12 protein-coding genes and 4 tRNA genes are annotated in these 13,049 nt (G+C 44.3%); 7 read left to right on the forward strand and 9 right to left on the reverse strand.

Features of this window, described 5'->3' with window-relative positions:
* Positions 1-42 precede the first annotated feature (42 nt).
* From AB4371_RS06160 to lolB, 9 genes are all read right to left on the reverse strand, one after another.
* Positions 43-119: transfer RNA gene (locus AB4371_RS06160), tRNA-Met, on the reverse strand.
* Between the two features lie 77 nt (positions 120-196).
* Positions 197-271 (reverse strand) — tRNA-Gln (locus AB4371_RS06165).
* Between the two features lie 30 nt (positions 272-301).
* Positions 302-386 (reverse strand) — tRNA-Leu (locus AB4371_RS06170).
* A gap of 65 nt (positions 387-451) precedes the next feature.
* Positions 452-528 (reverse strand) — tRNA-Met (locus AB4371_RS06175).
* Positions 529-808: 280 nt separating this feature from the next.
* The gene (ychF, locus tag AB4371_RS06180; RefSeq protein ID WP_010439159.1) at positions 809-1,900 is read right to left on the reverse strand and encodes a redox-regulated ATPase YchF; all 1,092 of its coding nucleotides are present in this window, start codon (positions 1,898-1,900) and stop codon (positions 809-811) included.
* A gap of 10 nt (positions 1,901-1,910) precedes the next feature.
* Positions 1,911-2,501 carry an aminoacyl-tRNA hydrolase gene (gene pth, locus AB4371_RS06185; RefSeq protein WP_004739815.1) on the reverse strand — a complete coding sequence of 197 codons (591 nt, stop codon included), beginning with the start codon at positions 2,499-2,501 and terminating at the stop codon, positions 1,911-1,913.
* A gap of 223 nt (positions 2,502-2,724) precedes the next feature.
* Positions 2,725-3,669 carry a ribose-phosphate pyrophosphokinase gene (locus tag AB4371_RS06190; protein ID WP_004739814.1) on the reverse strand — a complete coding sequence of 315 codons (945 nt, stop codon included), beginning with the start codon at positions 3,667-3,669 and terminating at the stop codon, positions 2,725-2,727.
* A 27-nt stretch (positions 3,670-3,696) separates the two neighbouring features.
* Positions 3,697-4,572: a 4-(cytidine 5'-diphospho)-2-C-methyl-D-erythritol kinase gene (ispE, locus tag AB4371_RS06195; RefSeq protein WP_170962373.1), complete on the reverse strand. Its 876-nt coding sequence runs from the start codon at positions 4,570-4,572 to the stop codon at positions 3,697-3,699.
* A complete protein-coding gene (gene lolB / locus AB4371_RS06200; RefSeq protein ID WP_017067135.1) occupies positions 4,569-5,216 on the reverse strand; it encodes a lipoprotein insertase outer membrane protein LolB in 648 nt (215 codons plus the stop codon). The genes ispE and lolB overlap by 4 nt, the downstream gene beginning before the upstream one ends.
* 160 nt (positions 5,217-5,376) lie before the next feature.
* On the opposite strand from lolB, the gene hemA reads away from it, so the two are divergent.
* The 7 genes from hemA (at position 5,377) to ushA (ending at position 13,027) form a co-directional block, all read left to right on the forward strand.
* Positions 5,377-6,636, forward strand: a complete 1,260-nt coding sequence (gene hemA / locus AB4371_RS06205; protein ID WP_017062312.1) for a glutamyl-tRNA reductase — start codon at positions 5,377-5,379, stop codon at positions 6,634-6,636.
* Between the two features lie 28 nt (positions 6,637-6,664).
* Positions 6,665-7,753 (forward strand): peptide chain release factor 1, encoded by a 1,089-nt coding sequence (prfA, locus tag AB4371_RS06210; RefSeq protein ID WP_017062313.1) that lies wholly within the window; start codon positions 6,665-6,667, stop codon positions 7,751-7,753.
* A gap of 5 nt (positions 7,754-7,758) precedes the next feature.
* The gene (gene prmC / locus AB4371_RS06215; RefSeq protein ID WP_017062314.1) at positions 7,759-8,619 is read left to right on the forward strand and encodes a peptide chain release factor N(5)-glutamine methyltransferase; all 861 of its coding nucleotides are present in this window, start codon (positions 7,759-7,761) and stop codon (positions 8,617-8,619) included.
* A 194-nt stretch (positions 8,620-8,813) separates the two neighbouring features.
* Positions 8,814-9,197 carry a SirB2 family protein gene (locus AB4371_RS06220; protein WP_009848726.1) on the forward strand — a complete coding sequence of 128 codons (384 nt, stop codon included), beginning with the start codon at positions 8,814-8,816 and terminating at the stop codon, positions 9,195-9,197.
* Positions 9,198-9,224: 27 nt separating this feature from the next.
* A complete protein-coding gene (locus tag AB4371_RS06225; protein ID WP_372149271.1) occupies positions 9,225-10,034 on the forward strand; it encodes a SirB1 family protein in 810 nt (269 codons plus the stop codon).
* Between the two features lie 22 nt (positions 10,035-10,056).
* Positions 10,057-10,911, forward strand: a complete 855-nt coding sequence (kdsA, locus tag AB4371_RS06230; protein ID WP_017069619.1) for a 3-deoxy-8-phosphooctulonate synthase — start codon at positions 10,057-10,059, stop codon at positions 10,909-10,911.
* 454 nt (positions 10,912-11,365) lie between these two features.
* Positions 11,366-13,027, forward strand: coding sequence for a bifunctional UDP-sugar hydrolase/5'-nucleotidase UshA (gene ushA / locus AB4371_RS06235; protein ID WP_017062317.1), 1,662 nt, complete (start codon positions 11,366-11,368; stop codon positions 13,025-13,027).
* Positions 13,028-13,049 lie beyond the last annotated feature (22 nt).

Here is a 13,049-nt window from a genome sequence, read left to right on the forward strand (position 1 = left end):
GTGATTCAATATAACGTTGTCTTTTCTTTCTCGAAGAAAGAATGGTGGCTACTGCGGGATTTGAACCTGCGACCCCATCATTATGAGTGATGTGCTCTAACCAACTGAGCTAAGTAGCCATCTGAGAGCGAGACAATATAATATAATCTTGCTTTCAATGCCATTATCTTTTTAAAGATAATTACACTTTAAATAGTGGCTGGGCTACCTGGATTCGAACCAGGGAATGCCGGCATCAAAAGCCGGTGCCTTACCGCTTGGCGATAGCCCAACAATGATATCTTAAACACATTCTAAATAATGGTGCGGTCGGAGAGACTTGAACTCTCACACCTCTCGGCGCCAGAACCTAAATCTGGTGCGTCTACCAATTCCGCCACGACCGCGTTATTTCCTAAAAACTCTTTGTTACTAAAGACAAACTTTAATATCAAATAGAGTGCTTAGGAAATGGTGGCTACTGCGGGATTTGAACCTGCGACCCCATCATTATGAGTGATGTGCTCTAACCAACTGAGCTAAGTAGCCATTTCCATATTGTTGCTCATTTCGAAACGTTGCCGCTTCGCTGTGAACGGGGCGCATTATGCGGAGTTGAGTGAAACCCGTCAACTTTTTTTTTGAATAAATCGCGAATAAACATCTGTTCGGTTTCTTTTTAGGCAAAGAGGCGTATTTGTCGACAAAAAACAGGTCTAAAAGGCGATATATATAGGAAGTTAAGTTTCTGGTGAGGGACAATTTAGAAAGGGGAAAAACAAAAAGGCCAGTGAATTCACTGGCCTTTTTTCTAGATGTTTAATCAGAATTATACATTGAAGCGGAAGTGAACAACGTCACCATCTTTAACGATGTATTCTTTACCTTCAAGGCGCCATTTACCTGCGTCTTTCGCACCGCTCTCACCGTTAAATTCGATGAAGTGATCGAATCCAACAACTTCAGCACGGATGAAACCTTTCTCGAAGTCTGTGTGGATCTTACCCGCTGCTTGTGGCGCAGTTGCACCTACAGGGATTGTCCAAGCACGAACTTCTTTAACACCAGCTGTGAAGTAAGTCTGAAGAGTCAGTAGTTCGTAACCAGAGCGGATCACTCGGTTAAGACCTGGTTCTTCGATACCCATATCCGCAAGGAACTCTTCGCGATCTTCGTCATCAAGCTCAGAAAGCTCTGATTCGATTGCTGCACAAACAGCAACAACAACGTTGTTTTCGTTTTCTGCGTATTCACGAACAGCGTCTAGGTATGGGTTATTTTCAAAACCATCTTCTGCAACGTTTGCGATGTACATTGTTGGCTTAAGCGTTAGGAAGTTTAGGTAGCCGATTGCTGCCGCTTCTTCTTTGCCAAGTTCAACAGTACGTGCCATACCACCTTCAGTTAGAACTGGAAGTAGCTTTTCTAGTACAGTGATTTCGAATTTAGCGTCTTTGTCGCCGCCTTTCGCTTTCTTCGCGTTACGTTGAATTGCACGCTCACAGCTGTCTAAGTCAGCCAGTGCAAGTTCTAGGTTGATCACTTCGATATCTTCAATTGGAGATACTTTGCCAGCAACGTGAACAATGTTTTCATTTTCAAAGCAGCGTACAACGTGACCGATAGCGTCAGTTTCACGGATGTTAGCTAGGAATTTGTTACCAAGACCTTCACCTTTAGATGCGCCAGCAACTAGGCCCGCGATATCTACGAATTCCATTGTCGTTGGAAGGATCTTCTGTGGATTAACAATTTTTGCTAATGCATCTAAGCGTAGATCTGGAACCGGAACGATACCTGTGTTTGGTTCGATCGTACAAAATGGAAAGTTTGCTGCTTCGATGCCTGCTTTAGTCAGTGCGTTAAACAGAGTTGACTTACCAACGTTTGGTAGACCAACGATGCCACATTTAAAACCCATGATATAAACCTTATTCTGCTTTGAACGTATGTAAGCGATTTTGTGCTTTTGGTAGGCCATCTTTTAATAAGATGTCTAGGCTGCGAACCGATTCGTCAACGACGGCCTCGATACACTCTTGCTCTTTTTGAGGAGCTTTGCCTAATACATAACCTGCAACTTTATCTTTGTGTCCTGGATGGCCGATGCCTAATCTAAGACGATAGAATTCTTTATTGTTACCCTGCTTGCTGATGATGTCTTTCAGACCATTATGTCCGCCATGACCACCACCTTTTTTAAACTTTCCAATACCAGGAGGCAGATCTAACTCATCGTGAGCGACCATGATCTCTTCTGGTTTAATTTGGTAGAACTTTGCTAAGGCTGCAACTGCTTTGCCTGACAAGTTCATAAAAGTCGTTGGGATCAGCAAACGAAGATCTTCACCGTGAACCATGATACGACCCGTTAGGCCAAAGAACTTTGGTTCGTTCTTTAGTGTCACGTTATGTACACGCGCTAATTCTTCAACTACCCAAGCGCCCGCGTTGTGGCGAGTTTTGGCGTATTCTGGACCTGGATTAGCCAGTCCAACGAGAAGTTTTATTTGTTGGCTCAAGGTATGGATCTCTCTTGGGATTTCAAAAAGCGCCGTATGATATCACAGTTTATGAAAAAGGTGCGAGCTAGCTGATAGCTGCGCGATTATTCCTGTTTGTGATAACTAGCAGTGCAATATTACTCAGACATAAAAAAAGCACTTCATTGACTGAAGTGCTTAATATCTTTCTCTCGCGTGTTTCTAAAACCAAGCTTTTGTAAAAAAAGCTATTGGGCTTTGATTAGTTGAACATCGCTGAGATTGATTCTTCGTTGCTGATACGACGAATCGCTTCAGCAAGCATGCGAGAAAGGCTAAGTGTTGTCACTTTACCCGTCGCAGCCATCTCTGGAGATAGAGAGATAGAATCCGTTACGATAACTTGGTCTAGAACAGAGTTCTTGATGTTGTTCGCAGCAGTACCAGAGAAAACAGCGTGAGTTGCGTAAGCGAATACACGCTTAGCACCGCGCTCTTTAAGCGCTTCAGCTGCTTTACATAGTGTGCCACCCGTATCGATCATGTCATCAACGATAACACAGTCACGACCTTCAACATCACCGATTAGGTTCATTACTTCAGAAACGTTAGCACGTGGACGACGCTTATCAACGATAGCGATGTCAACATCACCTAGCGCTTTAGCCGTTGCACGAGCACGTACAACACCACCAAGGTCTGGAGAAACCACTACTGGGTTTTCTAGGCCACGGTTAGCCATGTCTTCTAGAAGAACTGGAGTGCCGAAGATGTTATCAACAGGTACATCGAAGAAGCCTTGGATTTGCTCTGCGTGTAGGTCGATAGTAAGAACGCGGTCAACGCCAACGTTAGAAAGGAAGTCTGCAACAACTTTTGCAGTAATTGGCACACGAGCAGAACGTACACGACGATCTTGACGGGCATAACCGAAGTAAGGGATTACAGCAGTAATACGGCCAGCAGAAGCACGGCGCATTGCGTCAATCATTACCACCAATTCCATAAGGTTGTCATTGGTTGGTGCACAAGTTGATTGAATCAGGAATACATCGCTACCACGAACGTTTTCATTGATTTGAACAGCGACTTCGCCATCAGAAAAACGGTCTACAGTAGCATCGCCAAGAGAGATGTATAGACGATCAGCAATACGTTGGGCTAGTTCAGGTGTTGCGTTACCAGCAAATAGCTTCATATCAGGCACGGTGGAAACCTCGGGTTGCGTCCAGTTTTAAATAGATTGTGGGTGGGCTGATTGGTATTCAGCCAGAGTTTCTTTTAAAGGAGAAATGTTTCTTCCTTTCGCTACGAAAGCGGAAACTGTGTCAGGCAGTTGTTCTCGCACCAATTCGGCTTCTTTTTTGCTGTTAAATTCAGCAAAAACGCACGAACCTGTACCAGTCAATCTCGACGGCGCGTATTGTAGCAGCCATGAAAGTTGCTTATCAACCTCTGGGTACAGCATTCGCACAATTTTTTCGCAATCGTTTACGTATTCTTGCTCTAGAAGCGTTGCTAGCGCTCGCTTTGGCGTATTTCGAGTTAATTCTGAATGTTTGAATATGTCTGCAGTTGCTATGCTCACTTGAGGTTTGGCGACTAGATACCATTTTTCATCCGGATTAGCTGGTGACAATTGTTCTCCAACCCCTTCAGCAAAGGCGGCGTGGCCTCGAACGAAGACAGGAACGTCAGCACCAAGCTTCAAACCGATCTCGGCGAGTTGATCGTCTGACAGGTTGAGTTGCCATAAATAATTCAGAGCGACCAACACGGTTGCTGCATTTGAAGAGCCTCCGCCAATACCGCCACCCATAGGCAGCACTTTCTTGAGTTCAATATCGGCACCGAAACAGGTTGAGGTATATTGCTGTAGCGCAGTAGCGGCTTTCCAGATCAGGTTGTCTTCAAGTGCTACCCCAGGGATTTCTGGTGTGATTGTTATCGAGCTAGTTTCTGAGTTTGCGGTAACTGTCAGTTCATCACCAAAATCGACAAACTGAAATAAAGTTTGAAGTTCGTGATAGCCATTGTCACGTCGACCAGTGATATAGAGAAATAAATTCAGTTTAGCCGGAGAAGGCCAATGGGTTGGCGTTGTTATCATCTTTTCAGTGTCCACTTCGAAACTACAATGTTGATTTTGTTATTGTCTTGCTTGAATGACAATCGAGTAGGGAGTGGGATTATCTCTACCTTAGTGTTGTCTTCACCCGATAGTTGCTTATTCGGCATCTCTGTATTGCGATAGTTAGCAAAACTCAGTGTCCATAATTGGTTGCTGACTTGTTTGGTGAGAGATTCAAGCGTGTTGGTCGTGTTCAATTGGTAGCTATCGGCTTGGTCTGGAATGCCAAGGAACCATTGTGGCAGGTGATCAATAGGGATCTGTAAACCTGTCAGCTGCTCAACCAAGACTGAAGCGCTCGCATGAGTAAATACTTGATCGCCATAGGTCACGACTTTTGCACCCGATGGATCTATGGTTAGGTTCAGTGCAGTTTGACCGAGAAAAGTAGTGAGCCTTAATTGACTTTGATTTGGTGAATGTTTCCAAATGAAATTTAGGCTTTGACGTTGCTCTGGGGAAATGTAAGCGAGCTTGCCTGAGGCTTGATAGTTGTCTATCTGTAAAAGCCGATCTTGATGACTTTGCCATTCAACGCTGGTTGGTTGTTCTGGGATAGACGAGCAACCCACCATAGTTATGGCCATAAAAATAAGAGACGCGATTTTGAGAAGCTTGCTCATGTTTGCTCACAACTTGTTCAAATTTATCTAAAAAACGCTTCAACTATAGCATTGAATTCACGAACTCAGGAAAACAAATCCCGCTTGCTCTTTAAATAGAGCCATGCATCAAGTAAAATTCGCCCCTTGTTTCCATTCCCTGATCGAGAACTTCTGATACATGTCTTTGCTTGCCGTAGGTATCAATCACAATACAGCGTCGGTTGAATTGCGAGAAAAAGTCGCTTTTGGTCCAGATAAATTATCTGAGGCACTCAAGCAACTTAACGCAAATGCACACGTGAATGGAAGTGTCATACTTTCTACCTGTAATCGAACTGAAGTGTATTGCGACGTTAAAGGCGTGGCTAAAAACAAACTCATCGATTGGTTGTCGGTTTTCCATCAAGTTAGCCCAGAAGAGCTAAAGCCAAGCCTTTATATCCATGAAGAGCAGGCGGCGATTAAACACTTAATGCGCGTTGCTTGTGGTTTGGACTCTTTAGTCTTGGGTGAACCGCAGATCTTAGGTCAGGTGAAGCAAGCGTATACGGACTCGCGAGAGAACAAATCCGTTGATGCTTCAATGGAAAAACTATTCCAGAAATCATTTTCTGTTGCGAAGCGTGTTCGAACTGAAACTGAAATCGGCGGAAGCGCGGTTTCTGTAGCTTACGCAGCCTGTACCTTAGCCAAGCATATTTTTGAATCCATCGCAGATTCAACCGTGTTACTGGTTGGTGCGGGTGAAACCATTGAGCTGGTGGCTAAGCACCTTTCGGCGAATGGCTGTACAAAAATGATTGTGGCGAACCGAACTCGAGAACGTGCTCTAGGGCTAGCAGAAGAATTTGGTGCTGAAGTGATCAGCTTGAATGAGATCCCTGATCATCTTCATCGAGCGGACATCGTAATTAGCTCAACCGCAAGTCCATTGCCTATTATCGGTAAGGGTATGGTTGAGACTGCTCTAAAAACAAGAAAGCATCAGCCGATGTTATTGGTTGATATTGCCGTTCCACGTGATGTGGAATCGCAGGTTGGTGATCTAAATGATGCCTACCTTTATTCGGTTGATGATTTGCAGTCGATTGTTGATGGCAATATCGAACAACGTAAAGTTGAAGCGATTCAAGCTGAAGCGATCGTCAGTGAAGAAAGTGCCGCGTTCATGAGTTGGATGCGCTCTTTACAAGCGGTAGACAGTATTCGAGATTACCGTAAATCGGCTAACGAAATCCGCGAAGAATTATTAAGTAAAAGTTTACAATCGCTTGCCGCTGGCGGTGACCCTGAAAAAGTTTTACTCGAGCTCAGCAATAAGCTCACAAACAAATTGATCCATGCTCCAACGCGCGCACTTCAAAGTGCAGCTGAGCAAGGAGAACCTGCAAAATTAATGGTCATTAGACAGAGTTTGGGCTTAGAAAACCCTCAATAATATTAGACCTCCAACAAGATAAGACATTATGAAAGCCTCGATTCTAGTAAAGCTTGAAACACTTGTTGAACGCTATGAAGAAGTTCAACACCTACTTGGTGATCCAGATGTAATCGGGAATCAAGACAAATTCCGTGCACTTTCGAAAGAATACTCTCAACTTGAAGAAGTGACAGCTTGCTTCCAGTCATACCAGCAAGCGAAAGAAGATCTAGAAGCTGCTGAAGAGATGGCAAACGAAGACGACGCAGAAATGCGTGAAATGGCTCAAGATGAAATCAAAGATGCGAAAGCAGCAATTGAGCGTCTGACTGATGAGCTACAGATTCTTCTTATTCCAAAAGATCCAAACGATGAGCGTAACTGTTTCCTAGAAATCCGCGCAGGTGCGGGTGGTGATGAAGCAGGTATCTTCGCGGGCAACCTGTTCCGTATGTACTCTAAGTTTGCTGAGAAGAAAGGTTGGCGCGTTGAAATTATGAGCAGCAATGCTTCTGAACAAGGCGGCTACAAAGAGATGATCGCTAAGGTTAGTGGCGACGCTGTTTACGGCACCATGAAGTTTGAGTCAGGCGGTCACCGTGTACAACGTGTACCTGAAACCGAATCTCAAGGCCGTGTTCACACGTCAGCATGTACGGTTGCGGTTATGCCTGAGATCCCAGAAGCGGATCTTCCAGAAATCAAAGCGGGCGACCTTAAAATTGATACTTTCCGTGCATCAGGCGCGGGTGGTCAGCACGTTAACACCACGGATTCAGCAATCCGTATTACTCACTTACCAACGGGTACAGTAGTAGAGTGTCAGGACGAGCGTTCTCAGCATAAAAACAAAGCGAAAGCGATGGCTGTTCTTGCTGCTCGTATTGTTCAAGCAGAAGAAGAGCGCCGCGCGGCAGCGGTTTCTGATACACGTCGTAACCTACTAGGTTCGGGTGACCGTAGTGACCGTATTCGTACGTACAACTACCCACAAGGCCGTGTTTCGGATCACCGTATCAACCTTACAATTTACCGTCTTAACGAAGTACTTGAAGGTGACATGCAAAGCTTGCTTGATCCTGTACTTCAAGAGCACCAAGCCGATCAGCTTGCTGCACTTGCAGAGAACAACTAACCAGTATGCAGTCAGCATATACGGTTGAAAGTGCTTTAAAAGCAGCAATCGTAAAGCTTCAAGAGGGTGATAACACATCACCCTCTATTGATGCCGCGGTACTGCTTTGTCACGCCTTAGATAAACCAAGATCTTACCTACTGACTTGGCCTGAGAAGCATCTCACCTCTGAGCAAGAGTCTGAATTCAATGCCCTTCTAAAACGTCGCTTAACCGGTGAGCCCGTGGCTTACATTATCGGTGAGCGTGAGTTTTGGTCACTGCCGTTAAAAGTTTCCCCTTCTACATTAATCCCACGCCCAGATACCGAGCGTTTGGTTGAAGTAGCGTTGGATAAAACCTTTGGCAAGCAAGGCGCGATTCTCGATTTAGGGACAGGTACAGGTGCTATCGCGTTAGCATTGGCGTCTGAGATGCCGAATCGACAGGTGACGGGTATTGATCTTCGCCCTGAAGCGCAGCAGCTTGCGACAGAGAATGCACAGCGTCTCAACATCACCAATGCGACTTTTTTGCATGGTAGTTGGTTTGAGCCTTTGAGCTCTGAAGGCGTTGTGAAATTCTCTCTGATTGTTTCTAACCCGCCATACATTGAGAAGAATGATCCTCATTTGTCTCAAGGCGATGTGCGTTTTGAGCCGATCACAGCACTGGTTGCTGAAGAGAAAGGGCTTGCAGATATTCGATACATTTCTGAAAACGCACGTGGCTTTTTGGAAAATGAAGGTTGGTTAGCATTTGAACACGGCTATGACCAAGGTTTGGCAGTTCGTGAGATTATGCAGGCGCTCGGTTATCTCGATGTTGTCACAGAGAAAGATTACGGTGGTAATGACCGAGTGACATTGGGTCGTTACTGTTCATAGTTAGTGATTGTTAATCGTCTTGTGAGCAATGGATGATGAACTTGCTAAATTGATACCTTTAACTCGACAATACATTTAACCCGATAATGCATTTAACGCAGAAATGCAGAGATTTTATGCAGAACTACAGAGCATTAACGGGTATTGTGAGGCTCGTGTTAACGAAAGCACATATAAAAATATAAAGGAATACCATGTACGAAGGTCTAAAACATTTTCACCTATTAACGATTGCTATAAGTGCGCTACTTCTCTCGATTCGTTTCGCTCTTATGATGGCTAACTCACCTAAGCTTAAGCATCCTTTCTTGCAGCGTTTCCCTCATATCAATGACTCGTTGCTATTGCTATCGGGTATTGGTTTGATTTTCATCACTGGCTTTATTCCATTTACACCAGCAGCACCATGGTTAACCGAAAAACTAACTTGTGTTATGGCTTACATCGCATTAGGTTTCTTTGCGCTTAAGCTAGGTAAAAACAAGCTACTGAGAGTATTCTCTTTCTTTGGTGCGCTTGGCTGGTTAGCGATGGCAGGCAAAATCGCAATGACCAAGACACCAACATTTTTCGGTTAATTATCTCCTTATTTCGGTTAACTATCTATGTACGAATTTTTTGATGAAGACTTTGACCAGCTAGAGTTAGCTGAAGGTGCATTGATCTTAAATAAAGCGATTAACCCAGAAACTCAAGACAGTTGGGCAGAGCAAGAGCTGGCGAGATTGTTAAAAGACGCCGAGTTTGCTTTGGTTAATGAAACCGATGAACAGCAGAAGTTTGAATCTTTTATTCGACTATTCTTTTATGAATGGGGCTTTGCTGGCGATAAAGATGCGTATTTCTCTTCGGAAAACGCGTTCATCGATAAAGTGCTTGAGAGAAAGAAAGGCATTCCAGTGAGTCTGGGGGCGATCTTTCTTTTTCTAGGTCGCAAGCTAGGCTTTCCTGTAGAGGGCGTCTCTTTTCCGACTCAATTCTTACTTAAAGTAAGTTGGTACGGGCAAGCTGCGGCCTACATTAACCCTTATAACGGTGAGTACGTTGGCGAACAAACGCTGCGAGCATGGCTAATTGGCCATGATGGCCCATTAGCTAAGGTGAAACCTGAGCACCTAGAAGTCGGCGACCACCCAACGATTATTGGTAAGTGGTTAGCCCTGCTCAAGAGTGCACTGCTGCGAGAAGAGCGTTATACACTTGCATTGAAGTGTACCGATCTTGCGTTAACGTTTGTGCCGGATGATCCGTATGAAATCCGTGACCGCGGTTTTATCTATCAGCAGCTAGACTGTCACCAAGTGGCCGCAACCGATTATCAATACTTTATCGACCAATGCCCAGATGACCCTGCATCTGAGTTACTGAAATCTCAAGTGAACGTCATGAACGAAAAGACAGTGGTAGTTCACTAATTAATAATTATTTAGAGAGAATATGATGGAACAAAAAACAGTTCACATTGGCGATATGCCAATTGCTAACGACAAGCCATTTACGCTATTTGCAGGCATGAACGTTCTTGAATCTCGTGATCTTGCTATGCAGATCTGTGAGCACTATGTAAAAGTAACCGAGAAGCTGGGCATCCCTTACGTATTTAAGGCGTCTTTTGATAAAGCGAACCGCAGCTCAGTTCATTCATACCGTGGTCCAGGAATGGAAGAAGGTCTCAAAATCTTCCAAGAGCTGAAAGATACTTTCGGCGTGAAGATCATTACTGATATCCACACAGAAGCTCAAGCTCAGCCAGTTGCGGATGTGGTTGATGTAATCCAACTACCTGCATTCCTAGCTCGTCAAACTGATCTTGTTGAAGCAATGGCTAAGACTGGCGCAGTAATCAACGTGAAGAAGCCTCAGTTCATGAGCCCGAATCAAGTTGGCAACATCGTTGATAAGTTCGCTGAGTGCGGTAATGACAACATCATCCTTTGTGAGCGTGGCGCTTGCATGGGTTACGATAACCTTGTTGTGGATATGCTTGGCTTTGGCGTAATGAAGAAGTCTTCAAACGGTAGCCCAATCATCTTCGACGTGACGCACTCTCTACAAATGCGTGACCCATCAGGTGCTGCATCTGGCGGTCGTCGTGAGCAAACGGTTGAACTTGCTAAAGCGGGTCTTGCTACGGGTATTGCGGGTCTGTTCATTGAAGCTCACCCAAACCCAGACCAAGCTCGTTGTGATGGCCCATCTGCGCTACCTCTAGACAAACTAGAGCCGTTCTTGAAGCAGATGAAAGCACTTGATGACCTTATCAAAGGCTTTGAGCATATTGATATTAAATAATTGAGATGGATGTGAAGTAACGGAAACGTTATTTAACAAAGTTGATCTAAGAAAGCCCAGTTCTCTGAATTGGGCTTTTTTTTATCTCGTAAAATCAGCCGAACATAAACCGTTCATTTAAAGAGTTGTTAACGTGGCGGGTTATTACCTAAGAAACTCTTATATGAGTGTGAGGTCAGTCCTGTTTGCAGTAAATTACTGATATTCATCACACTTTGTAAGTAAACGATTGCTTGTGATGCAGGGGAAGTTTGAGTGTAATCTCATAATTTTGTTACACTTAACTGTTGACCTATGCGTGACCAATTCGACATAAATATGAAATCGTCGTGTTACATCTAGAATGTTAATTTAAGATTAGTCATGTTGAAGTCTTATTGTTCGAACTCCAGGAAAGGGGTCGCAATAGATTATAAAAAGCAGTGGATTCCCTAAAAAGTTCAAAGGTATGACAATGAAGCAACGCCTTATTCTAAAGACAGCACTAAGTGCTGCAATTCTAGCTACTCTAGCTGGGTGTGCGTCTCAATCAGCTCATGATTGGAACCAAGACGAAACTTACAAGCTAACGATTCTTCACACAAACGATAACCATGGTCGTTTCTGGCAGAATAAATATGGCGAATACGGCATGTCTGCACGTAAAACGCTAGTTGACCAACTTCGTTCAGAAGTTGAAGCAGAAGGCGGTAGCGTGTTGCTTCTATCTGGCGGTGACATCAACACGGGTGTTCCAGAGTCAGACCTTCAGGACGCAGAACCTGATTTTAAAGGTATGAACAAAATTGGTTACGATGCCATGGCATTGGGTAACCACGAGTTTGATAACTCTTTAGACGTATTACAAAAGCAGATCGACTGGGCTAACTTCCCAATGCTATCTGCAAACATCTACGATAAAGCGACAGGTGAACGTAAGTTCCAAGCTTACGAGATGTTCGAAAAGCAAGGCATCAAGATTGCGGTTATTGGTTTAACAACTGAAGATACCCAAAAGATTGGTAACCCTGAATTTATCGCAGGCATCGACTTCCGTGATCCTAAAGAAGAAGCGAAGAAGCTAATCGCTGAACTTAAAGAAACAGAAAAACCGGATCTAATCTTTGCTGTGACTCATATGGGTCACTACGAAAATGGCCAACGTGGTGTTAATGCTCCGGGTGATGTCGCACTTGCTCGTTACCTAAACGAAGGCGATCTAGACATGATCGTTGGTGGTCACTCTCAAGAGCCTGTATGTATGGAAGGCCCTAACGTTGCGAAGAAAAACTTCAAGCCGGGTGATGAGTGTAAGCCTGACGTACAGAACGGTACTTACATCGTTCAAGCTCACGAGTGGGGCAAGTACGTAGGTCGTGCTGATTACGAATTCCGTAATGGCGAGCTAGAGATGGTGAGCTACGACCTGATTCCAGTTAACCTTAAGAAGAAAGTTAAGATCGACGGTAAGAAGCAACGTGTTCTTATTCAAGATGAAATCGCACAAGACCCAGAGCTACTTGAATTCCTACGTCCTTTCCAAGAGCAAGGTCAAGCACAGCTAGAAGTTCAAATCGCAGAGACAAATGGCAAGCTTGAAGGCGATCGTAACGTCGTTCGCTTCCAACAGACCAACCTAGGTCGTTTAATTGCGACTTCTCACATGGAGCGTGCAAAAGCAGACTTCGCTGTGATGAACTCTGGTGGCGTTCGTGACTCAATTGAAGCCGGTAATGTCACTTACAAAGACGTGCTAACAGTACAACCTTTTGCAAACATCCTGACTTACACAGACATGACGGGTAAAGAAGTTCTAGATTACCTAAATGTAGTGGCAACTAAACCAATCGATTCTGGTGCTTACGCTCAGTTTGCTGGTATCTCAATGACAGTAGCAAACGGTGAAGTATCGAATGTATTCATCGGTGGCAAACAGCTTCGTCTAGACGAAACATACCGTTTCACAGTACCAAGCTTTAACGCTGCTGGTGGTGACGGTTACCCTAAACTGTCTGACCACCCAGGTTACGTAAATACTGGTTTTGTTGATGCTGAAGTACTGAAAGAGTACCTAGAAGCAAACAGCCCGGTTGACGTGAACAAGTACGCGCCTTCAGGCCAAATGGTTTACAAGTAATTGAATCCAAGCAATTGTATCA

The sequence above is a fragment of the Vibrio sp. 10N.261.51.A3 genome (genome assembly GCF_041471965.1).
Classification (GTDB): domain Bacteria; phylum Pseudomonadota; class Gammaproteobacteria; order Enterobacterales; family Vibrionaceae; genus Vibrio; species Vibrio crassostreae_C.